Below are 21,472 nucleotides of genomic sequence, written 5' to 3'. Positions count from 1 at the left end.
CAGGCGGTTAAACCTGCCGGCCATACCTCGGTGATACGCTATTATTCCTCTGGTTGTTCAACCGGGGCGGCCGGTGGTATTACGGCCGGTTTCGGTTTGCTTGGGAGGGCGGTTACTGGCGCTCCGGTATACTCGGCAGCTGCCGCCAGCTCCGGCTTGCCCTTAGTCTGGGTCAGCCCTTTAATCAGAGCCTCAACATCAATGCCGGACACACTTTTCAGCATCTCGGGGGCTGTCGCCATCAGCTGGGTCACATAATTGCTGACCCGGGCCGCACCTTCACCGTTGCCGGTATCCACAACAGTCAGCTTATCGATAGAAGCCAGCGGCTCGGCGATCTTTCCGGCCAGCTCCGGCAGCATTTTGACGATAATATCGAGTACCGCCGCTTCGCCGAACTTCTGGAAGGCTTCCGCCAGCTTCTCTTTGGCTTCCGCTTCGGCCAGACCGCGCAGGCGGATAACTTCCGCTTCCGCTTTACCTTTGGCCAGCTCGGCATCGGCCACCGCCTGCCCTTCCAGACGTTTCTGCTCGGAGGTAGCCTGAGCCTGCTTCTCAATACTATACTGAAGCGCATCGGCTTCACGCATCCGCTTGGCCTTGTCGGCTTCCGCCGCCTGCTCCACCGCGTAACGGTCCGCTTCCGCTTTCTTCTTCACTTCCGCATCATACTGCTTCTCGCGAACCTGGATTTCCTTGGTCTGCAGATCAATTTCGCGTTCCTTGCGGACCAGCTCGACCTTCATCTGCTCTTCAACCACCGTCTGCTTGGCCCGCGCCTCCTGAATATGGTACGCCTGGTCTGCTTCCGCTTTGGCGGTATCCTGATCACGTTTGAACGCCGCTACCTTCAGCTGGTTCTCCTTCGAGGCTTCGGCGATGTTGGTATCACGCAGCAGTTCTGCCTTCTGCCCCTGCTCTTCGGCATTGGCCTTCTGAATCCGCGCGTCACGCACTGCTTCGGCTTCGGCAATCTCTGCATCCCGCTTCACTGCAGCAATCCGCGGTTTACCCAGCGCTTCCAGATAGCCGTGCTTGTCACGCACATCCTTAATGGTGAACGAGACGATCTGCAGCCCCATTTTCTTCAAATCACGGGCCGCAACGCCTTGAACCTCCTGGGCGAAACGGTCCCGGTTGCGGTAGACCTCTTCAACGGTCATCGAGCCGAGAATCGCCCGCAGATGGCCTTCGAGCACTTCCTGGGCTTCGCTCTTCAGCGCCTCAATCGGCTTGCCCATGAACTGCTCGGCTGCCGTCGCCACATCCTCGGTCGAGCTGCCCACCTTGATGATCGCCACTCCATCGGCAATGACCGGAACGCCCTGCTCCGTGTAGACCTCAGGGGTCGTCACGTCTAGCTTGTGGGAGAGCAGTGACATGAACTCTGCCTTCTGGAAGACCGGCAGGATGAACGCGCCGCCGCCGCGGACGATTTTGATTTTGCGGCCGGAGCCGTCATCTGAGATATGATTGCTGCCCAGGAAGGAACCGGTGACGATCATACCTTCATCAGGTCCTACCGTTTTGTAACGGGCCCAGAATGCAATCCCCAGTACAAATAATACAGCCACAACGACTGCGGGAATAAACAAAAAATCAGGAATACCGAACATTAAGAATCCACTCCTCTTCTGTCTTCGAATTCTGACACAAGGGCTACGCCCTCCCGGACCTCTACCACCACAACTTTAATGCCGGCCGGCAGCGGATGCTGTTCGAAGCTGGCTGCGGTATGCAGACTGTTGCCTGCACCGAATTTCACCATAATCTCACCATAGCCTGATGCAGGAACCGGAACCATAACCTCACCGATTCTTCCCGGCAGATCATTCATGGAGAACCCGTTCGACATTTCGCTGTTCCTCATTGGCTTCACTACAACAAGATGCAGCACCACTCCCATAAAAGCCGCAATCAGCAGGGACAAGGCAAGAATTGCGCCATCTTCCAGTCCGCTGTAGCGGCTAAGCAGCACCCCCGCTCCGCCGAACACCGTTACTCCGCCTGCCAAGATGGCAGGATTGACGAAATCAAAGGATACGAAGTCAAAAACCCCGTGCAGAGCGCCTCCGATCAGGTCGCCTACAAGTACACTGACTACGGCAAAAATAATGCCCAGCGCCAAACAGCCCAAATACAGCGTTTGCATGTTTGTCTCCTCCCGTCTTTACTTCCGGACTGTCATACTAGATTAAACGCAGAAACCATGTCCTTGGTTTCACAAAGTTGGGTATTAATCTCATTATTGTATCTCTGGAGAGAGATCATTAAGGGATTTCCATGTTAAAAAGCCGCTCCCGGCGAACGGGAACGGCTGATCTTTGGGTGCAGCATTTAGGGTTAACCACTGCAGGCATGTCTATCCAGCTGCCTTACAGGGCTAGCTTACATGGTCAACTGCTTGTAAATGCAGCTTACAGAGCCAGCTTGTAAATCTCTACAACATCCTCACGCTGCAGCTTGCGGAAGTTGCCAAACGGGCCGAAACGGACAGCCTTGTCCGCCATATTGCCGATTTCGCTGTCATCGATGTCATAATCACCAAGCGTCTTCGGAGCTCCGATGGAATCCCAGAAGCTGCGAAGCGCCTCGATGCCTTCCAGACCGACTTCCTCATCGCTTCTGCCAGCCGGATCAATCCCGAATACGTTCACTGCCAATTGGCGGAAACGGGCAGGATTCGTACTGAGGTTGTATTTCATCCATTGCGGGAACAGAATCGCCAATCCTCCGCCATGCGGAATATCGTAAACGGCGGATACGGCATGCTCAATATTGTGCGTAGCCCAGTCTCCGGCAAAGCCCATGCTGACCATCCCGTTCAGTGCCATGGTACCGCAGTACATGATGGTCTCACGCAGTTCATAGTTGTTCAGATCTTCGATCAGCTTCGGTGCAGTTTCGATTACTGTACGAAGCAGGGTTTCACAGAAGCCGTCCTGTACCGGCGTGTTGCCGTCTGTGTGGAAATAATGCTCCAGTGTATGGGACATGATGTCCACCATACCGTAGACCGTCTGGTCACGCGGCAGGGAGAAGGTGTTCTCAGGATCAAGAATCGAGAATGCCGGATAGGCATGCACGCTGCCCCAGCCCATTTTCTCCTTGGTCACTTCATTCGTAATTACCGAGCCGTTGTTCATTTCCGAACCGGTAGCCGCCATAGTCAGCACAGTCCCCAGCGGAAGAGCTCCCTGAGGCGCCGCTTTGCGCTCCACGAAGTCCCACATATCCCCATCGTATTTCGCACCGACAGCTACAGCCTTGGCACAATCCAGCACACTGCCGCCGCCGACGGCGAGGATCAGTTCGATCCCGTTCTCGCGGCATAAATCCACGCCTTTATGTACGGTAGACAGGCGCGGGTTAGGCTCCACTCCGGCCAATTCCGTAACTACAGCTCCGATGGCATTCAGCTCAGCAATTACATTGTCGTACAGGCCACTGCGCTTAATGCTGCCGCCGCCGTACATCAGCAGTACATTCTTGCCGTATTTCGGCACTTCGGTGCGGAGTGCTTGCAATGTCCCTTGTCCAAAAATCAGCTTGGTAGGGTTATAGAACTCAAACTTACGCATATGGGTAAACCTCCATGAGTATATGAATGTGACGCACTTGTATATTATAGACCTCCGGCTTGCCGCATTCAAATGACTACAGAGGAGCGGCAAAAGGTCGGTGTCGTGTTTAAAAGACACGGCGTTCCCTTAACGCCTGCCTAGCACAAATTCAAAGGGATTTATCCCTTTATTTTCCGCTTGCCGCCCACTTTTGGCGGAATCAGAGGGATTTATCCCTTTAATTTCCTCATGCCGCCCACTTTCGGCGAAATCAGAGGGATTTATCCCTTTAATTTCCCCATGCCGCCCGCTTTCGGCGGACTCAGAGGGATTTATCCCTTTAATTTCCGCTTGCCGCCCGCTTTCAGCGAAATCAGAGGGATTTATCCCTATAATTTCCCCATGCCGCCCGCTTTCGGCGGAATCAGAGGGATTTTTCCCTTTAATTTCCGCTTGCCGGCCACTTTCGGCGGAATCAGAGGGACTTCTGCCCTTCATTTCCTCCCATCGCCCGATTTCAGCGAAATCAGGGGCACTTCTGCCCCTCATTTCCTCCTGCCGTCCACTTCCGGCGGACACATCATTGCATCGTAGTTTCCCGCGCAACAAAAAATGCCCCCGCCGACACTCCGGCAGGGACATCTCATTTACAATACACAGCGGTCTTAGTTAAACCCGCTGCTGTTCACGAACCGGCGGAATGCCGCCTGGCCTTCCGGTGTGCGTTTGTAGACTCCCGCATGCTCCAGAATATGCGTGAACTTGGTGCCTACCTCGTTCTGCACTGTCTTCACCGCTTCCTCGCGGCTCAGGGAAGTGCCGAAACGGCCGGCCAGCTCCGCGATCCAGGAAGCATGCAGCGCAAGTGGATGATCAGCGCCCTGGCTCTGGACTGCTTCCAGCAGTGCGGTGTCTCCGGCCAGAACGCCAGCGACAGCATCGAGCTCTTCCTTGAGGCGCCCCGGCAGAATCGCCAGGCCCATAACCTCGATCAGGCCGATGTTCTCCTTCTTGATGTGGTGCATTTCCCGGTGCGGGTGGAAAATCCCTTCGGGATATTCTTCGCTGGTCCGGTTGTTGCGCAGCACCAGATCCATCTCATAGCCGCCGTCTTCTGCCCGGCGGACGATAGGTGTAACCGTGTTATGCGGCACGCTCTCCCCGGCTTCTTCACTGAAGGCCAGGACATCAGCTGCCGGATCGCTGTAAGTCTTCCAGGCCTCATAGATACTGTTGCCGGCTTCCAGCAGCACGGCAGGATCTGCCCCGTGCATCCGCAGCACAGACATCGGCCATTTCACAATGCTTAGGCTAACGCCTGGATATGCAGCATGGGTGAAGCTATCCTCTTTGGGCGCCTTCTGGATGGGGAAGGTGTGGCGTCCGCCCTGGAAGTGATCATGGGTCAGAATGGAGCCGCCGACAATCGGCAGATCGGCATTCGAGCCGATGAAATAATGCGGGAAGGATTCAACAAAGCTAAGCAGACGCTTCAGCGTATCCTTCGTCAGCTTCATCGGCACATGATCATGGTGGAACACGATACAATGCTCGTTATAATACACATACGGCGAGTACTGGAAGAACCACTTTTCATTATTCATTGCAAGCGGAATCACGCGCAGGTTCTGGCGCGGCGGATGATTGACCCGTCCGGCATAGCCGACATTCTCGCGGCAGAGCTGGCATTTCGGATAGACCGGCGGCGGGAGCAGCCGGGCCATGGCGATTTCCTTCGGACTTTTCTCCGGTTTGGAGAGATTGATCGTCATCTCGATATCCCCGTAAGGCGACTCCTGAAGCCAATATACATTCTTGGCCACCCTGTCCATACGGATATAGTTGGAATCAATGCTCAGCTTATAAAAGCGGTCAGTGGCCGCCTGAATGCCCTGCTCCGCCTGGATCGCGGCAAACTCCGCATTTACCTCAGACGGCCGGGCCATCAGAAGGCCCATGATCTTGGCGTCCAGCAGATCGCGGTATGTGTCCGTATTCTCCGGAATCAGCCCGGACTCAAACCCGTAGTCGATCAATTGATCCAGCGGGGCCTGCGGACTCTCAAGCGGACCTTCAGTGAATTCACCGGCATACGGCTCACTGAAGCCGAACTGGTCCAGCAGCTCATTGCGGCTGTAATCAACGTCAGCCGGCTGAATCAGCCCCTTGTGCTGCGCGAACAGGACCAGCTGTTCAATTGCATACAATGCCTTCTCAGAGGCTGCAGCCGTAATATTATCGTTCTGCATTTCAATTCTCCTTATTTGCTGCAACCTGTATAGCTGAACTTAAGATATTAACTTAAGCCATAGACGTCACTACGGTGAATATTTGGACCTCCGGCCGCTGTTGTCCCCAGATTTCTTGATTGACCCGCTGATTGCGGTAGAAATCCGGTGACTGCTGATGCTTCCGAAGCGAGCTTTCCTGCGGAAAGCTTTCAGGCGGTCGCTAACGCTCCTACAGTTCCAAAATCCCCCTTCTATCCTTCTGGCTTTTTATTTTTCTTTTGTTCATCTTAGGATTGCTTATTCTTCAAGCCAGGCTTCCGTACTATTCACAACAAAGTACATTGGCAGGCTTAGCCGCCATACCCTTCCGGATTCGCGGAGTGCCAGTTCCAGGCGCTTTGAATGATGCCTTCCAGATCGGCATGCTGCGGGTCCCAGCCCAGGATCGTCCGGGCTTTGGCCGAAGAAGCGACAAGTACCGCCGGATCACCGGCGCGGCGCTCCTGGATTACAACCGGAATGTCCAGGCCGGTGACCTTCTTCGCAGTTTCAATCACCTGCTTGACGGAGAAGCCCAGGCCGTTGCCCAGGTTGAAGATATTGCTTGCACTGCCGCTGCGCAGGTAGGTTACCGCACGGACATGCGCATCCGCCAGATCGCTGACATGGATATAGTCGCGTACGCAGGTTCCGTCTTCTGTCGGGTAGTCTTCGCCGAAGACCGCGATGTTCTCCCGCTGCTTAAGTGCAGCCTGGAGCACCAGCGGAATCAGGTGGCTCTCCGGACGGTGGTCTTCGCCGATTTTGCCGCTGGCATGTGCACCTGCAGCATTGAAGTAGCGCAGCGCTACGTATTTGATGCCGAGTACCTTGTCGAACCAGGCCATCATGCGTTCCATGGTCAGCTTGGTCTCCCCGTACACATTCGCAGGTTCAGTGCGGTCCGTTTCTTCAATCGGCACCTTTTCCGGTTCGCCGTAGGTTGCGGCTGTGGAGGAGAAGACGATTTTGTCCACTCCGGCATGCTGCATCGCTTCGAGAAGACACTGTGTACCATACACGTTGTTGTCGTAATATTTTACCGGATCCTTCATGCTCTCGCCCACCAGGGAACTCGCTGCGAAATGGATTACCGCTTCAATCTTGTTCTCGGAGAAAAGCTTGGCCAGCAGTGCCTTGTCGCGCAGGTCTCCCTCATACAGCTTGCCGCCCAGCAGCGCCTCGCGGTGCCCTGTCAGCAGATTGTCGATAACTACAACCTCTTCGCCCCGGTCCAGCAGCTCCGCCACTGTGTGGGAACCGATATATCCTGCTCCGCCCGTTACCAGAATCGCCATCTTACTTCACTCCTTTCAGTTCTTCAACGCCGTTGCCGATCGTGCATACATAGAACTCGCCCGTCAGACCGGATCTCTTCTTGTAAGCTTCGCCGACTTCGGCAATGAAACGTTCCACATCATCCTCATGCACCAGAGATACTGTACATCCGCCGAATCCGGCACCTGTCATACGCGAGCCGAGTGTTCCCGGAATACGCTGTGCTTCTTCAACCATGATGTCCAGCTCTTCGCAGCTGACTTCATACAGGTCACGCAGGGAGACATGGGAGTCGTTCATATAGAGTCCGAATTGCTTCAGGTCATTGTTCTTGAGCACTTCAACCGAATCGAGCACACGCTGATTCTCTTCCACCACATGGCGGGCGCGGCGTCTGACGGTTTCGTCGGTGATTTTATGCTGATGAAGCTCGAATTGTTCAGGTTTAAGCTCGGCCAGGTAAGACAGGGTTGGCACCTCTTGCTTCAAAATAGCCAGAGCCTCCTCGCATTGGCTGCGGCGCTCATTGTACTTGGAGTCCACAAGGCCGCGCTTCTTGTTCGTATTGCCGATAACCAGCTTATAAGAGCCGGTCACAAACGGTACCAGGCTGTATTCCAGGGTGTCGCACATCAGCAGGATGGCCTGGTCGCGTTTGCCGTTGGCGACAGCGAACTGGTCCATGATGCCGGAGTTTACACCCACATACTGGTTCTCCGCACGCTGGGACAGCAGGGCGATCTCTACAGTATCCGTGTCTCCGCCAAGCAGCGTCAGGAAGGCATAACCTGTTACTACCTCGATGGAAGCGGAAGAGGACAAGCCCGAGCCGTTCGGAATCTCTCCGTGGAACAAGAGGTCATACCCTCCGGATACCGGAAGATCCTTCTTGGCCAGCTCGACCATAACACCAACCGGATAGTCAACCCACTCGCCGGTTTTGGCTTTGCCGATTTCGCTGTAGTCGATAGAGGCTTCATAAGGGAAATTCGTTGATGCGAATTGAACCTTGCCGTCCGAACGCGGACGTACGATAAGGGTAGTTCCGAAGTCCAGTGCTGCCGGGAACACATACCCGCCGTTGTAGTCCAGATGCTCTCCGATGAGATTCACACGGCCCGGTGCGTAGAATACCCGCGCCTCTTCGCTGCTCTCCCCGTATTTCTCGATAAATTTACTGTTAAGTTCCTGTACGCTCATTATTGCCACTCCATCCTTTCGCTGCTTGTGCTTGGGCTTTCAACTTGTTTCCAACTTGCTTCCTTCTACTTACATTATAATAAAATCAGACTTGCCCTGATAATGCAATCATGTGTGCAATACATGGACAAATGTGACTTCCGGCAGCCGGGAGGATATACTGGAGATAAAGATTCATTTCTGCGCTTCCCCTCATGCTAAGCTATGATAGCGTTATATTCAAGAAAGGCGGATGGCCGTTGGAACATACCTATTCCGTAGGATCAAATCCCGTGTATTTCGATCAGCAGTCTCTGCATGTGCTGTTCGCCGGGGAGAGCCAGACGCTGCCGCTGCATCAGGCCGGCCCCAAGATCTACGATTATTATCTGCTTCACTACATTGAGTCCGGCTCCGGTGTCTTCCGGACCGAGCAGCGCAAATATGAACTGGGGGCGGGAGACTGCTTCCTGATCCACCCGGCCCAGCTGGTGAGCTACATCTCGGATCAGCAGCAGCCCTGGCGGTACCGCTGGGCTGCCTTCACCGGAACGGAGGCGGAGCAGCTCGCCTTGCAGGCCGGCTTCTCCCCGGAGAAGCCGGTCCTGACCACGGCTGAAGGCAGTCTGATCCCGGGTGCACTCGCCGGGATGATGTCCGCCTTCTATGCGGGCAAGGAGAGCGCGCATCTGACCTCGCTCGGCTATCTTTACCTGATCATCGGCGAAGCATCCGGTCTGCTGATCTCCTCCTTAAGGTCGCCCGGGGCGGAGTCGCAGGTCAAACGCACAGTGAAGCAAATGATTAACTATATGACATCCCAATATGCCCATCCGGTCTCCATTGAACAGATGTGCGGCAGCCTGGGCTATAACCGCGCTTATTTGTCACGCATCTTCAAGCAGGAGACCGGCCTCTCGCCGGTGACCTATCTGCTGAAGCTGCGCATTGAGAAGTCCCGCCAGCTGCTGCGCGAACGCCCTGAGCTGTCGGTAGAGCAGGTCGCAGCGTCTGTCGGCCTGACCGATGCCCTGTACTTCTCCCGGCAGTTCAAACGATTTTGTGCCCAGTCTCCCAGCACTTACCGGCAGGCAACTGCCAATCCCGGGGAGAAATAGGCTCAGGAGAGCATCCGGCGTTCTACCAGAACTCCGCTTAAGCCAACAGCCCGTTTCCTGTTCCGGAAGCGGGCTGTTGCTTGTCAATTCTATAGATTACTCAGGCTTCATCCTCTGTTCCAAGGATCGTCTCAATCCGTTCCAGCTCTTCCTGCGAGAAATCACCATGCGCCAGAGCGGCAATATTCTCCTCGATCTGGCTTACCCGGCTGGCGCCGATCAGCGCCGAGGTCACCTTGCCGCCGCGCAGCGTCCAGAGGAGCGCGAACTGGGCCAGGCTCTGGCCGCGCGCTACCGCCATCTGGTTGAGCGCGTGGATTTTGCGCAGCACCTCCGGCGTAATCCGGCTCTCGTTCAGGAAGGCGGATGGCCCGGCGGCCCGGGAATCGCCCGGAATGCCGTTCAGGTATTTGCTGGTCAGCAGGCCCTGAGCCAGCGGGGTAAAGGCGATACTGCCGACGCCATGCTCCTCCAGCACATCCTGCAGCCCGCCTTCGATCCAGCGGTCGAGCATGGAATACCGCGGCTGATGAATCAGAAGCGGTGTTCCGAGCTTCTTCAGGATGCCAATTGCCTGCTCCGTCTGCTCAGCCGTGTAGTTGGACAGGCCGATGTAGAGCGCTTTGCCTGAACGCACGGCATGATCCAGTGCTCCCATCGTTTCTTCCATTGGTGTTTCCGGGTCCGGACGGTGGGAATAGAAAATATCCACATAGTCCAGTCCCAGCCGTTTCAGGCTCTGGTCCAGGCTGGATAGTATATATTTGCGTGAACCCCAGTCTCCGTAAGGGCCGGGCCACATGTAATATCCCGCCTTGGTGGAGATTACCAGCTCGTCACGGTACGGAGCCAGATCCCGGGCGAGAACCTTGCCGAACATTTCCTCTGCCGAGCCTGCCGGAGGACCATAGTTGTTAGCCAGATCGAAATGGGTAATTCCGAGATCGAAAGAGCGGGTGATCATCTCACGGCCATTCTCATAGGTATCGATACCGCCGAAATTATGCCAGAGGCCCAGTGAAATAGCCGGAAGCTTGAGGCCTGACCTGCCAGTGCGGTTGTAACGCATGACTTCATACCGTTCATCGTTAGCCACATATACCATTGCTTATCCCTGCCTCTCGGTTCATCAGTTATTGCATTACCCTAATTTAAACTCCGGACAGACTTTGTAATCTTCTCACGGGAAAAAGCTTGAAATCCTCATCCGAGCAGCCCTTGTATTCTGCCCATCACATCGCCGATCCGGTCCGTAATGATCAGATCTGCCTGATGGTCGTACGGTGTCGGATCACCGTTGAGCAACACCGTATGCCTTCCCCGGAAGTAGGTGATCAGACTTGCCGCCGGTTGGACGGTGAGCGAGGTGCCGCCAATCAGCAGCAGATCTGCTGCCGCAATCGCCGCCACTGCGTCGACCAGTACATCATGATCAAGCGCTTCCTCATAGAGCACCACATCCGGCTTAATGATGCCGCCGCACTCCGGGCACAGCGGTACAGCAGCCGTCTGCTCCAGAATCTGCTCCAGACCGTAATAGGTATTGCAGTCCATGCAGTGATTGCGGTGAATTGAGCCGTGCAGCTCCAGCACCCTGCGGCTTCCCGCCAGTTGGTGGAGACCATCGATATTCTGTGTTATGACCGCCTTCAGCTTGCCTTTCGCTTCAAGGTCAGCCAGCAGCTTATGTGCCCCGTTCGGCTTCGCCTCCGGATGAATCATCTTGCTGCGGTAGAAATCAAAAAAAATGTCCGGCGAGGACATGAAAAAGCTGCGGCTCAGCATGACTTCAGGCGGATAAGGAGAGTTGTGCTGAGTCTGGTAAAGACCGGCCGCCGAACGGAAATCCGGTATGCCGCTCTCCGTTGAGGTTCCGGCGCCGCCGAAAAAAACAATATTCCCGCTGTCTTTGATCCAGGAAGCCAGTAGCTGCAATTGATCCATAGAGTCCACACGTTTCCTCTCTGTACAGAAATAAAATCAGAATGTTAACCGGAGCTGCGGATAGCCGGAAACAACAATATCCGCATCCAGCAGGTGGGCTGCGGCCCCGTCTGGAGACAGACCCACAGCAAGACGCAGTCCGGCTCCCTTACCAAGCTGCATATCCGCATTACTGTCACCGATAATGACCGTCTCCCCGGGCAGCAGGCCCAGCTCCCGGCAGGCCGTCTCGGCCATCTCCGGTGCAGGCTTGCCGTGCTTCACTCTGTCTCTGGTGACGACAGAATGAAAATAACCGGATATCCCAAGCCACTCCAGCTGCTCACGGGTAGTGGCCATATTGTCTGAGGTCACTACACCGAGTTTCAGCGAAGCGGCCGCACACTGCTCCAGGAAATCCGGCAGCCCCGGCATTGCCACCGCCCCCCTCCGCCGGCGCAGCTCGTTCATAGCTTCCTTGGAGATCGCATTCACCCGCGTTACCGCTTCATTCCAGGGAACGCCGGCAGCATACAGCTGCCAGGCCAGAATCCCGGTCGTTTCTTCGGCGGTCGCCATGGAGAGCGGCCCGGCGGGATCATAGCCGGTCACCTTGCCGTTGGCATCATGAACCGTACCCAGCACAGAAGCAAGCTCCGGCCCGGCTCGCGGCAGGCCGCCGATGAATGCCAGCTGGCTGCCCAGCCCCTCCAGAATCAGATCAGCCCAGCTTCCCCAGGTGGCAAGCAGATCCAGCAGCGTTCCATCCTTGTCGAACAAGATGCCCCTGCACGGAACGGATATCTCATTAATATGCAATTCAGGCATTCAGACTGACACTCCTCTCCCAGGCGGAGTTACTTCCGTCATTCGGTGCTCACTTGCTCTGACGCAGATTCCCTATCCAATCCAGCAAGGCCCGCGCAGTGCGTGCCTGCTGCTCTTCCTCTGTGATCGTGGCTATGCCGTCACCCTTCTGGGGGCCGTAGCTCCCGAACTGGGCATGATTGCCGCCGTTGACCGGCGTGTATACAGTGTTGCCCGGAAGATAAGCCCTGCCTTCGTTATAGCTCTCCTGATCAACCACCTTGTCCTCCGTACCCAGCACCGACAATACGGACAGCGTAGTATCCTTCAGACTGCCCTTCTCATCCGGGTAGGAAGCCAGAAAAAAAACGCCTTCCAGCTGGTCGGCATGATCTGCGGCGAAGCGCGAGGCCATTACCCCGCCAAGCGAGTGTCCGCCAAGCACAAAGGACTGCTTCGGATGCACGCGGATGATCTCTTCGGCAGCATTCCCCTTGATCACGGCCAGATTGAGCGGCATTCTTGCGATATAGAACGGGTGGCCGGCTGCTGCGATTTTCCTGGCAAGCGGAGCATAAGCTTCCGCCTCGACCAGTGCGCCGGGATAAAAGATCACGGCGGTGCCGAGTGCAACCGATGGCTCGAACGAGATCCAGTTGTCATTCTGCTCTACTGTAACTCCCCCGGCAGAGACAAGTGCGGATTCGGCTCTTTCAGCAGGCTGATACGGAGTCAGGTACTTCCATATAAACACCCCTGCCACCAGCAGAATCAATACAATTCCTATAAGCACATTACGTTTGGTACTGCTTTTTCTCAATAGAATTCACTCCCGGATACTGCATACAGAAAATTATAGTGTAATCAATGAAATCAAACAACCTTCAACACTTCGCCACATCTGGCGGCCATGAGAGCGCTTACCATTGTGATGTATTTCACAATTTATTTACCGGAAATCATGTATTTTAAAATTAAAGTATTAAGCATCGCGCAAACCGCATTTATTGGAGGTAACGTCATGACCCGGGAAAGCTCGCTCGACACGCGTGGAGAAACGTTTTTTCTTAATTTGCGCTTCATGCTTATTGTAACTGTCTTTGTGGCCAATGCGATCGAACCCCTGATTCTTGAAATGAGCGGACTCCACACCCTGTACCAATGGATCTTCAGCTTTCATATGCCGCTGTTTGTGCTTGTGACCGGTTACTTTGCCCGTAAAAGCTTAAATGGCGCGGCCGGCCGTAAGGTGCTGCTGCAGATCGGACTGCAATATATTATTTTTCAGAGCCTCTACTCCGCACTCGACATTTCCTTATTCCATGTAAATAACATACAGCATTCCTTCTTCGCTCCTTACCTGCTGCTGTGGTTCCTGGCCAGCCACGCCTTCTGGCGTCTGCTCATGCTGGGGATGAGCCGCTGGAGCAAGAGCGCCCAGTTTGCCTTCGCCATCGCCGCAGGTGTGGCTGTAGGTTATCTGCAGTTGGATGGAATCTGGTTCAGCATCAGCCGCACCTTTGTCTATCTTCCCTTTTTCGTCATCGGATTTCATTTCTCATTCGGAGCTTTCGTTAAGCTGTATCAGCAATATGTCAAAACCGCTGCCGCTGCCGCTTCCCTCCTGCTGCTTATAGTGATGGGCGTAGCGGGACGCGGTCTCCCGATGGGCTGGCTGTTCGGCAGTATGACCTATATGCAGCTCGGTGCCCATGAATGGTATGCGGGGGTGTTCCGGCTCGCTGTGTATGGTCTGCAATTTGCCGCTTCCCTGGCGTTTCTGGGCCTGGTCCCTTACGGGTTAAGCCGCATGACAGACTTGGGACGCCGCACCCTCTACGTCTTCCTGCTTCACGGATTCATTGTCCGGGCGGCTGCCGTTTCCGGCCTGTATGCCTATATCGGAAATGCTGCCGGAGCCGCTCTTCTGATTGCAGGCGCAGTATCCTGCACGGTGCTGCTGGCCCAGCCCGCTGTCAGACGTATGCTGAACCCGCTGGTTGAGCCGTCTGTGGACTGGATGATCTCGCTCCAGCGCGCCGCAATCCGGCGTTCACTTTAGTAATTATTCACAGAAACCTCTTCCCTTATTAATATGTAGAAGCCTGTCCCGCCGCGGATAGGCTTTTTGTGTATGAATTCCTGTGGAGGACAGTGTAGCCGTTTCCATTGGTCTGCCGGGAGATTACCGCGACAAACTTCACATTGCCCGGTAGAAAAATGAGGTTTTTTGTGATAGACTCTCTATTAACGTTCGTATCCAATCCGCTTGTTTTATAGAAACGGCTCCGCCCTACTTCTGTTTACTGCAGGAAGCTGGACCTTGTACCTTCTATAAACCGCAGACACGCAGCTTTTGGGATTGCAATGCGTTAATGCGGCACTATATTTGTTCTCACCGTTCCAAGAGGTTAGGCTCACAATACTTTTAGGGGGAAATTTCATCATGGCAAACAAGAAAATGCGTTCAGACATGATCAAAAAGGGCTTTGACCGTGCTCCACACCGCAGCCTTCTGCGGGCCGCAGGCGTTAAGGAAGAGGATTTCGGCAAGCCGTTTATCGCAGTCTGCAATTCCTATCTCGACATTGTACCGGGTCATGTGCATCTGCAGGAATTCGGCAAAATCGTTAAGGAAGCTATCCGTGAAGCCGGCGGGGTTCCGTTCGAATTCAATACCATCGGCGTTGATGACGGTATTGCCATGGGACATATCGGAATGCGCTATTCGCTCCCAAGCCGCGAGATTATTGCCGATTCTGTGGAAACGATGGTTTCCGCTCACTGGTTCGATGGAATGGTGTGCATTCCCAACTGTGATAAAATCACCCCGGGCATGATGATGGGCGCACTGCGCGTCAACATCCCGACGATCTTCGTCAGCGGCGGACCGATGAAGGCCGGCGTAGACAGCAAAGGCAAGAAGCTATCCCTGACATCCGTGTTCGAAGGCGTTGGCGCCCATCAGGTCGGCAAGATCAATGACGCTGAACTGCTTGAACTGGAACAATTCGGCTGTCCAACCTGCGGATCATGTTCGGGTATGTTCACAGCCAATTCCATGAACTGTCTGGCTGAAGCTATGGGCCTTGCTCTCCCGGGCAACGGCACCATTCTGGCTGTTGCCGAAGAACGCAGAGATTTCGTCCGCAAATCAGCTACCCAGCTAATGGAGCTGATCAAGCTGGATCTGAAGCCGCGTGATATCGTAACCCATGAATCATTGGACAATGCCTTTGCGCTGGATATGGCTATGGGTGGTTCCACCAACACTGTGCTGCATACCCTGGCACTAGCTCAGGAAGCTGAAATTGACTATCCGCTGGAGCGCATCAATGAAGTAGCCAACCGCGTGCCTTACCTGGCCAAGCTGGCTCCGGCATCCGATATCTTCATCGAGGATGTGGACCGGGCGGGCGGCGTCAGCGCTGTGCTGAACGAGCTGCTGAAGAAGCCGGGCGCCATCTTCGGCGACTGCATGACCGTAACCGGCAAGACTCTGGCCGAGAATGTCACGGGTCATGAGATTCAGGATACGTCGGTTATTCATACAATAGACAACCCTTATTCCCCGGTAGGCGGATTGGCTGTACTCTACGGCAACCTGGCTCCGGAAGGCTCCATCATCAAGGTTGGTGCCGTAGATGCTTCCGTTGGCGGCTACCACAAGGGCCCTGCCATCTGCTTCGACTCCCAGGAGCAGGCGCTGGAAGGGATCGCGAACGGCAAGGTCAAAGAAGGCCATGTCGTTGTTATCCGGTATGAAGGTCCGAAGGGCGGACCGGGTATGCCGGAAATGCTGGCACCGACTTCGCAGATCGTCGGTATGGGTCTTGGCGCCAAGGTCGGCCTGATCACCGACGGCCGGTTCTCCGGAGCGTCCCGCGGTATCAGTATCGGCCACATCTCGCCGGAAGCGGCTGAGGGCGGACCGATTGCTTTTGTCGAGGATGGCGACATCATCGAACTGGACCTGATCAACCGCAAGATCGAGCTGCTGGTTGAAGAAGAAGTCCTGGCTGTCCGCCGCAGCGGCTGGAAAGGCTTCGAACCGAAGGTGAAGACCGGTTACCTGGCCCGTTACTCCAAGCTGGTTACCAATGCAAGCAAAGGCGGCGTGCTGAAGATCTAATCGGCCGCAGCCTGAGATAGAAAGAACGAACTGAAAGAGCAGTCTCCTCCGTTAATGCGGCGGGACTGCTCTTTTTGACATGTAAGGACCGATTTGCGACTAGAATTGCACAGTTCCAGCAGATGTAGGGACCACCCAAATTGTCTCTATCGCTGTTCGCTAGGGAAATGTTGTACGCTCTGCAACTTTGATTCATCGATAAAGGGTTGTTCCGGAAGATTGTTGTATGAAATACAATAATCTTCCCGCTAAGCCGCCTGGAGTAGGTGAAATCCTGCATTTCATACAACATTTTCCGGTAATCTCCGATTTAACTCGGGAAATGTTGTATTTCGTGCAGGATTTCGACTTAGGATGGAGGTCTCGGGATCTCCGTCCGACACAGGCAGCAAACATATCGGCAATAGCTCCAGATATATAAAAAGCCCCGCCAGCCCATTCAGGCCAGCGGAGCATAAGAAGCAGCTTCAGTTGCGGTATAGATAAATATCAAAATTTATAAGTGCTGTCTGCCTGCTGCATTCAATGAACAACCGTTGCTCCGGGTAGTTCAAGTTCAGCTTCAAGGGAATGCTCCTCTTCCCGCATCCGCTCCCGCTGCTTCACCGGCTTCTGCGGCCGCTGCTGGTTCATCTGGTCGAGCAGCTGCGACACGGGCATCAGCATCATTTTTGGTACCAGCAGCTCACTGCGGACTTTAAGTCTCGCTCCGCCTGACGGATGAATGACGCTGAGCAGAATACTGAGATAGAATTTGGTGGAACTTGCGAACAGGCCGCTTGGCAGATCCAGAACCATGAATCCGAATTTCTCCGGCCCGCGGTTCAGCATGCTCACACCGTAGAGTGCCTTGGCTTCCGCCAGATCCACATCACCGGCAATCCGCTCCGCAAGCACCGGGAGATCCTTCTCCATGCGGCGGATCATGCGGATGGCAAGCTGTGCCGAGGAACGCGAATGCACCCCCAGCTCGAACAGCTGCCTGTTGTCGATATGCAGCTCAATCACCTTGTCACCTTTGCTTAAGGTCTCGCCGTTATCCATCTGCACGGGATTCCCCTGATACTTACGCAGCCGGTAATGCAGGAACGGATCTGCCGGAGAGATCGTCTTGATCTGGAACAACAGCTGGAATACCTGTTCCCAGGCCAGCCATAAGCCGACAACCAGCCGTTTGCCGAAAGACAGACGCGTGATAGGTGATTCCTGCACCGCCTTGATCATCTTGTCAATCCGGATACTTCGCAGCCCCCGCCTATCCGCTTCTTGAAGCATCCGCTCCAGGGCAATAAGCATATGCTCCGGTGCATGCGGATCGGCACCGAGCGTAGTACCGCAGTCATGAAGCAGCATGACTTCACCGGGGCCCAGCTTGGAGATCAGCTTGTCGGTCAGACGTTCCGCCCCCAGCTTCTCCTTCCAGTCGCCGAACATGGCCGACCAGAGTACAATCTGCACCTGCCGCCGCTTCGAGAAGTCAAACAGGTTCACAATTCCCCACGGCGGACGGTAATAGGTACTGCGCTCGCCGGTTATTTTGAAGATAATATCATCGGTCCGCTGAATTTGCTTCCTCACCGTTGCCGGACGCATCAGCCAGTTCGTCTTGTGCACATAATTGTGAATCCCGATGAGATGCCCTTCATCATGCATACGCTTAATAATCTCCGGATGCGCTTCAGCATGAGCACCTACCACGAAGAAAGTCGCCTTAGCTCCATAGCGCTTAAGCAAATCCAGCAATAACGGTGTATAATGCGGGTCAGGTCCGTCATCAAAGGTCAGGCCATAATCCGTGCGCCCGATTCCCTTCCGAAAGACACGATAACCAAATATACGGCTGATCATTCCAGGAATGAAAGCATAAAAGGTAGAAATGTAAAATAGCCAGAGCAGCAAAGTCTGCATGTAAATTCCCCGCTTTTCCAGAGTTGACTTTGGCTCGTCTTACGTGTGATACGGCCAAGTAGAGTAAGTAGAAGCGTCTGCTGTCCTGCAAGAGGACAATACCGTTGTGGCGACAAGTAGTACATTTAAAAAAAACGTTACCCCCTATTTTAACACAGCTGCCAAAGAAATAGACGCTTTTTTATTAAAATCGTGTACAATGAATTGAAGTGATTATTGTAAATTTATCTAAAAAAGGAGTCGTTTATCTCTATGCTGCCGCTGTACAAAAAATATTGGCGCACTTTTTTCGACATCGGATTGGTTATTCTGACGCTATATCTCGTGATGCTGGGATTCAGTAAGCTGTATCAGCTGGCCGCTCCTGTGTTCCTGTCCTTTTTTGTCTTCCTGCTGATTGAGCCGCTGGCCCGGTTCCTGAACCGCAAGGGAATGGCTAAGCCTTTCGCCTCCGCTATCTCCGTGGTACTCTTCTTAGTGATCCTGCTTGGCGCATTATTTGCTGCCGGACTGCTGATTACGACTCAGGTCATTCAATTCCAGGACAATCTGCCCAGATATACATACATAGTCCAGCAGCATTTTACTGAGGCTACCACCTATCTCCAGCAAAAAATTGATGCGCTCCCGCCCGATCTCACAGATAAGCTGAACGGTTATTTCACCGATGCGACCAATGTCCTCTCGACGTGGATGGTCACCTTCTTTAAATATATGATCGGTGTGCTTGGCTCCTTCTCTTCCTTTATGGCTAATTTCGGCATTGCGATTATTCTGGCCTTTTTCCTCAGTATGGAGATTAAGGACTGGCGCCGGATCGCCCATGACAAGCTGCCCAAGACCTTTAAGACGGCTTACGCTTTCCTGCAGGGGAATGTGTTCAAGGCTATCGGTTCTTATCTAAAAGCCCAGTTGATTCTGATCAGCATCACCTTCGTGATCGTTCTCGCCGGACTGCTGATTCTGCAGACTGGAAATGTTCTTACTCTGGCTCTGATCTGCGCCTTGTTCGACCTGCTGCCACTACTCGGAGTACCGGCGATTCTGATCCCCTGGATTATCTATTTGTTCATTGTCGGCAATACCTCACTTGCCATCGGTCTGATCATTCTGCTGGCAGTGGTGATGGTTATACGGCAGCTGCTGGAGCCCAAAATCACCGGAAATTCGATCGGCGTCTCCTCGGCTTTCCTGATGTTATCTTTCGTAATTCTGTCTTCCTCTGTATTTGGCATCGCTGGCCTTATTCTGTCGCCGATCCTGCTGATCCTGCTCAAGGAGCTGATTCAGCAGGGGTATCTGCAGCGCTGGATCTATCTGCCGCAGGAGGAATTCATCGTGTCTCCGTTTGCCGCTTCTGAACCCTCCACAGCCGGCGGCCCTGTACCGGGTAATACGGCTGGTACAGCTTCGGCTGGTACAGCAGGCACAGTCGGTACTCAGGCCCCCGTTGACCCGGACAGCAGCTCAAATACTTGACCGAATAATTTGACAGCTGCCTGCGGACTGCTTGGAGCCACGTTCTCGACAGCAACGGATACAGCATATCTCGGATGGTCTACCGGGCCATAGCCGATGAACCATTGATTATTGCGGGCCACGCCTTTGACCAGGGTCTGCGCTGTGCCTGATTTGCCGGCGACCGGCCATTCAAGGCCCTGCAGCGTCCGGCCTGTTCCTTCTGTCACCACTTTACGCATCATGGACAGCAGCACGCGGGCGGTTGCCCCGGATATTCTGCCCTGCGGCGCAGGGGCCAGATGTCCCGGAAGCTCCTTCAGCATCTGGCCGTTGGCAAAAGCAACCCGCTGCAGAATACGCGGCGCTCTAACCTCCCCGCCATGCAGCAGCGTGACTACGAGATTCGCCGCCTGCAGCGGTGTAATCCGCACATCGCGCTGGCCGATTGCAGTCTGCACCCTGACCCCGCCGTCATCCGGCAGCAGCGTGGTGAAGATCGTCCCCGCCTGCTCCCCGGAGAGCGGCCGGAGCAGCGGCAGGCCCAGCGTATTCTCCGCCTGCCAGCCGATGTCCCGGCCAAGGCCCAGAGCCAGAGCAGCAGCATTAAGCTGTGCTCCACTAAGCCGCTCGGCAAGCGTGGCGAACACGGTATTACAGGACACGGCGAACCCTTGCGCCATCGTAAGGGCGCCGTGTCCTTTGCCGTTCAGGCAGGTTAATCCGTATTTCCCGTATTCTCCTTTACAATAGAACGGTTCCTCCGGTGAAGTTAATCCGGCCTCCAGGGCAGCAGCGGCAGTGACTATCTTGAAGATGGACCCGGGTACCGCTGCCTGCAGCGCCCGGTTGTTCCATTCGCCCCCTTGCGGCGAGATCTGCTCCGGGTTGTAGAACGGCAAGGAGACCATCGCGGCAATATCGCCGTTCTGGCTATCCAGGACTACAACGGCTCCCTCCTTCACGCCTGCTTCTGCGGCCAGCTGCTCAATACTCTCCTGTAGTTTCTTATCAATCGTGGTATATAAAGACAGCGGGTAATAAGGATTCCCCGGTGCTTTGACTACAATCGGACTGCCTGGAACACGGTTGCCCCTGGCATCCACCTGGGCAACCGCCTCTGTATGCCCCACTCCCTGCAGCAGCGGCTCCAGTGTTTTCTCCAGCCCGTCCGTACCTGTACGCGGAATCCGCAGACCTGTCGGTGATTGCCGGAGGGCTTCACCCGAAGCTTCAGACAAATAACCAAGCCATTGCCGCCCTGAAGCGGCTCCATCATATCTGCGGGCAAAGGGCAGCGCCTTAACCCCCTCAATTCCCAGCTCTTCCACTTCGCGGGCCTCTGACAACGACAATGCCAGCGGAGTGTCCCCCTTGCCGGAGGGCCAGAGCAGCGGCTCCTTAAGTCCTGTGCGTCTGGATTGCAGCTGGTTGTAGCTGACCCCAAGAATTTCTGCCAGGCGGTGCAATTGGTTATCCCCGGCAGGCTCCCCGGTAACCGTATGCAGCGGAAGTGACTCTTCCTGCGGAAACAGCGCCGCTGTCCACACAGTCTCTCCGGCCAGCGGTTCTCCGTTCCTGTCATAGAGCCGGCCCCGTCCGCTGTCCAGCACTGTCTCCCGCTCGCTCTGAATTTCAGCCATCTGTGCCATCGTGTACCCGCTGCTGCTTACCTGCTGATTCTTCAGCAGCAGCTGGACCCAGGCCAGTCTGATGATCAAGCCTGCAACGAGCACAGACAGGATCAGCAGACTCCAAAATATACGTTTGTGAACCAGCTTCTGCAAGTGTTATTCCTCCATCAAGTGGGCTGCGGAACTATGGGTTCTATTATGC

General features: G+C 54.7%; 17 protein-coding genes. 4 read left to right on the top strand and 13 right to left on the bottom strand.

Annotated elements, in window-relative coordinates; translation table 11 throughout:
• Positions 1-41 precede the first annotated feature (41 nt).
• The 7 genes from NSU01_RS09320 to NSU01_RS09290 all read right to left on the bottom strand — a co-directional run bounded on the left by NSU01_RS09320 (position 42) and on the right by NSU01_RS09290 (position 8,311).
• The gene (locus tag NSU01_RS09320) at positions 42-1,616 is read right to left on the bottom strand and encodes a flotillin family protein (RefSeq protein WP_042135020.1); all 1,575 of its coding nucleotides are present in this window, start codon (positions 1,614-1,616) and stop codon (positions 42-44) included.
• Positions 1,616-2,152, bottom strand: a complete 537-nt coding sequence (locus tag NSU01_RS09315) for a hypothetical protein (RefSeq protein ID WP_042135018.1) — start codon at positions 2,150-2,152, stop codon at positions 1,616-1,618. Before NSU01_RS09315 ends, NSU01_RS09320 begins: the two co-directional genes overlap by 1 nt.
• A 265-nt stretch (positions 2,153-2,417) precedes the next feature.
• Positions 2,418-3,581: an iron-containing alcohol dehydrogenase gene (locus NSU01_RS09310; RefSeq protein WP_076242612.1), complete on the bottom strand. Its 1,164-nt coding sequence runs from the start codon at positions 3,579-3,581 to the stop codon at positions 2,418-2,420.
• Positions 3,582-3,710: 129 nt separating this feature from the next.
• Positions 3,711-4,061 carry a hypothetical protein gene (locus tag NSU01_RS09305; RefSeq protein WP_144025966.1) on the bottom strand — a complete coding sequence of 117 codons (351 nt, stop codon included), beginning with the start codon at positions 4,059-4,061 and terminating at the stop codon, positions 3,711-3,713.
• A 167-nt stretch (positions 4,062-4,228) separates the two neighbouring features.
• Positions 4,229-5,812 (bottom strand): UDP-glucose--hexose-1-phosphate uridylyltransferase, encoded by a 1,584-nt coding sequence (locus NSU01_RS09300; protein ID WP_076242610.1) that lies wholly within the window; start codon positions 5,810-5,812, stop codon positions 4,229-4,231.
• Positions 5,813-6,144: 332 nt separating this feature from the next.
• Positions 6,145-7,131, bottom strand: a complete 987-nt coding sequence (galE, locus tag NSU01_RS09295; protein WP_042135011.1) for a UDP-glucose 4-epimerase GalE — start codon at positions 7,129-7,131, stop codon at positions 6,145-6,147.
• A 1-nt stretch (position 7,132) separates the two neighbouring features.
• Complete coding sequence (locus tag NSU01_RS09290; RefSeq protein ID WP_042135009.1) at positions 7,133-8,311, bottom strand: galactokinase; 1,179 nt, start codon at positions 8,309-8,311, stop codon at positions 7,133-7,135.
• Positions 8,312-8,550: 239 nt separating this feature from the next.
• Between NSU01_RS09290 and NSU01_RS09285 the strand changes: the two genes are divergently transcribed.
• The gene (locus NSU01_RS09285) at positions 8,551-9,408 is read left to right on the top strand and encodes an AraC family transcriptional regulator (protein WP_231575315.1); all 858 of its coding nucleotides are present in this window, start codon (positions 8,551-8,553) and stop codon (positions 9,406-9,408) included.
• A 100-nt stretch (positions 9,409-9,508) separates the two neighbouring features.
• Here the strand turns inward: NSU01_RS09285 and mgrA are convergent, their stop codons facing one another.
• From mgrA to NSU01_RS09265, 4 genes are all read right to left on the bottom strand, one after another.
• A complete protein-coding gene (mgrA, locus tag NSU01_RS09280) occupies positions 9,509-10,513 on the bottom strand; it encodes an L-glyceraldehyde 3-phosphate reductase (RefSeq protein WP_076242609.1) in 1,005 nt (334 codons plus the stop codon).
• 98 nt (positions 10,514-10,611) lie between these two features.
• Positions 10,612-11,352: an NAD-dependent protein deacylase gene (locus NSU01_RS09275; protein WP_076242608.1), complete on the bottom strand. Its 741-nt coding sequence runs from the start codon at positions 11,350-11,352 to the stop codon at positions 10,612-10,614.
• A gap of 36 nt (positions 11,353-11,388) precedes the next feature.
• On the bottom strand, positions 11,389-12,159 hold the full coding sequence (locus NSU01_RS09270; protein WP_076242607.1) for an HAD-IA family hydrolase: 771 nt from the start codon (positions 12,157-12,159) through the stop codon (positions 11,389-11,391).
• A gap of 49 nt (positions 12,160-12,208) precedes the next feature.
• Positions 12,209-12,958, bottom strand: a complete 750-nt coding sequence (locus NSU01_RS09265; protein WP_042134998.1) for an alpha/beta hydrolase — start codon at positions 12,956-12,958, stop codon at positions 12,209-12,211.
• 201 nt (positions 12,959-13,159) lie between these two features.
• Between NSU01_RS09265 and NSU01_RS09260 the strand changes: the two genes are divergently transcribed.
• Together NSU01_RS09260 and ilvD are read left to right on the top strand one after the other, a co-directional pair.
• On the top strand, positions 13,160-14,200 hold the full coding sequence (locus NSU01_RS09260; protein ID WP_076242606.1) for a fucose 4-O-acetylase: 1,041 nt from the start codon (positions 13,160-13,162) through the stop codon (positions 14,198-14,200).
• 384 nt (positions 14,201-14,584) lie between these two features.
• On the top strand, positions 14,585-16,270 hold the full coding sequence (ilvD, locus tag NSU01_RS09255) for a dihydroxy-acid dehydratase (RefSeq protein ID WP_039295667.1): 1,686 nt from the start codon (positions 14,585-14,587) through the stop codon (positions 16,268-16,270).
• A gap of 522 nt (positions 16,271-16,792) precedes the next feature.
• Here ilvD and NSU01_RS09250 read toward each other — a convergent pair.
• Positions 16,793-18,178, bottom strand: coding sequence for a polysaccharide deacetylase family protein (locus NSU01_RS09250; RefSeq protein WP_042134994.1), 1,386 nt, complete (start codon positions 18,176-18,178; stop codon positions 16,793-16,795).
• A gap of 252 nt (positions 18,179-18,430) precedes the next feature.
• On the opposite strand from NSU01_RS09250, the gene NSU01_RS09245 reads away from it, so the two are divergent.
• Positions 18,431-19,657, top strand: coding sequence for an AI-2E family transporter (locus NSU01_RS09245; protein ID WP_076242605.1), 1,227 nt, complete (start codon positions 18,431-18,433; stop codon positions 19,655-19,657).
• Here the strand turns inward: NSU01_RS09245 and NSU01_RS09240 are convergent.
• A complete protein-coding gene (locus tag NSU01_RS09240; protein ID WP_076242604.1) occupies positions 19,618-21,423 on the bottom strand; it encodes a penicillin-binding transpeptidase domain-containing protein in 1,806 nt (601 codons plus the stop codon). The two genes, NSU01_RS09245 and NSU01_RS09240, sit on opposite strands and share 40 nt — an antisense overlap.
• Positions 21,424-21,472: the final 49 nt, after the last annotated feature.

Source organism: Paenibacillus sp. FSL H8-0259, from assembly GCF_037963255.1.
GTDB classification, from domain to species: domain Bacteria; phylum Bacillota; class Bacilli; order Paenibacillales; family Paenibacillaceae; genus Paenibacillus_AQ; species Paenibacillus_AQ phytohabitans.
The sequence above is the reverse complement of the archived record's forward strand: the minus strand, read 5'-3'. Positions and strand labels throughout refer to the sequence as shown.

Coding starts and splice junctions, on each gene's coding strand:
- NSU01_RS09260 (WP_076242606.1), top strand. CDS start 13,160: ATGACCCGGGAAAGCTCGCTCGACACGCGTGGAGAAACGTTTTTTCTT.
- NSU01_RS09275 (WP_076242608.1), bottom strand. CDS start 11,352: ATGGATCAATTGCAGCTACTGGCTTCCTGGATCAAAGACAGCGGGAAT.
- ilvD (WP_039295667.1), top strand. CDS start 14,585: ATGGCAAACAAGAAAATGCGTTCAGACATGATCAAAAAGGGCTTTGAC.
- mgrA (WP_076242609.1), bottom strand. CDS start 10,513: ATGGTATATGTGGCTAACGATGAACGGTATGAAGTCATGCGTTACAAC.
- NSU01_RS09320 (WP_042135020.1), bottom strand. CDS start 1,616: ATGTTCGGTATTCCTGATTTTTTGTTTATTCCCGCAGTCGTTGTGGCT.
- NSU01_RS09310 (WP_076242612.1), bottom strand. CDS start 3,581: ATGCGTAAGTTTGAGTTCTATAACCCTACCAAGCTGATTTTTGGACAA.
- NSU01_RS09305 (WP_144025966.1), bottom strand. CDS start 4,061: ATGAAGGGCAGAAGTCCCTCTGATTCCGCCGAAAGTGGCCGGCAAGCG.
- NSU01_RS09270 (WP_076242607.1), bottom strand. CDS start 12,159: ATGCCTGAATTGCATATTAATGAGATATCCGTTCCGTGCAGGGGCATC.
- galE (WP_042135011.1), bottom strand. CDS start 7,131: ATGGCGATTCTGGTAACGGGCGGAGCAGGATATATCGGTTCCCACACA.
- NSU01_RS09245 (WP_076242605.1), top strand. CDS start 18,431: ATGCTGCCGCTGTACAAAAAATATTGGCGCACTTTTTTCGACATCGGA.
- NSU01_RS09290 (WP_042135009.1), bottom strand. CDS start 8,311: ATGAGCGTACAGGAACTTAACAGTAAATTTATCGAGAAATACGGGGAG.
- NSU01_RS09315 (WP_042135018.1), bottom strand. CDS start 2,152: ATGCAAACGCTGTATTTGGGCTGTTTGGCGCTGGGCATTATTTTTGCC.
- NSU01_RS09250 (WP_042134994.1), bottom strand. CDS start 18,178: ATGCAGACTTTGCTGCTCTGGCTATTTTACATTTCTACCTTTTATGCT.
- NSU01_RS09300 (WP_076242610.1), bottom strand. CDS start 5,812: ATGCAGAACGATAATATTACGGCTGCAGCCTCTGAGAAGGCATTGTAT.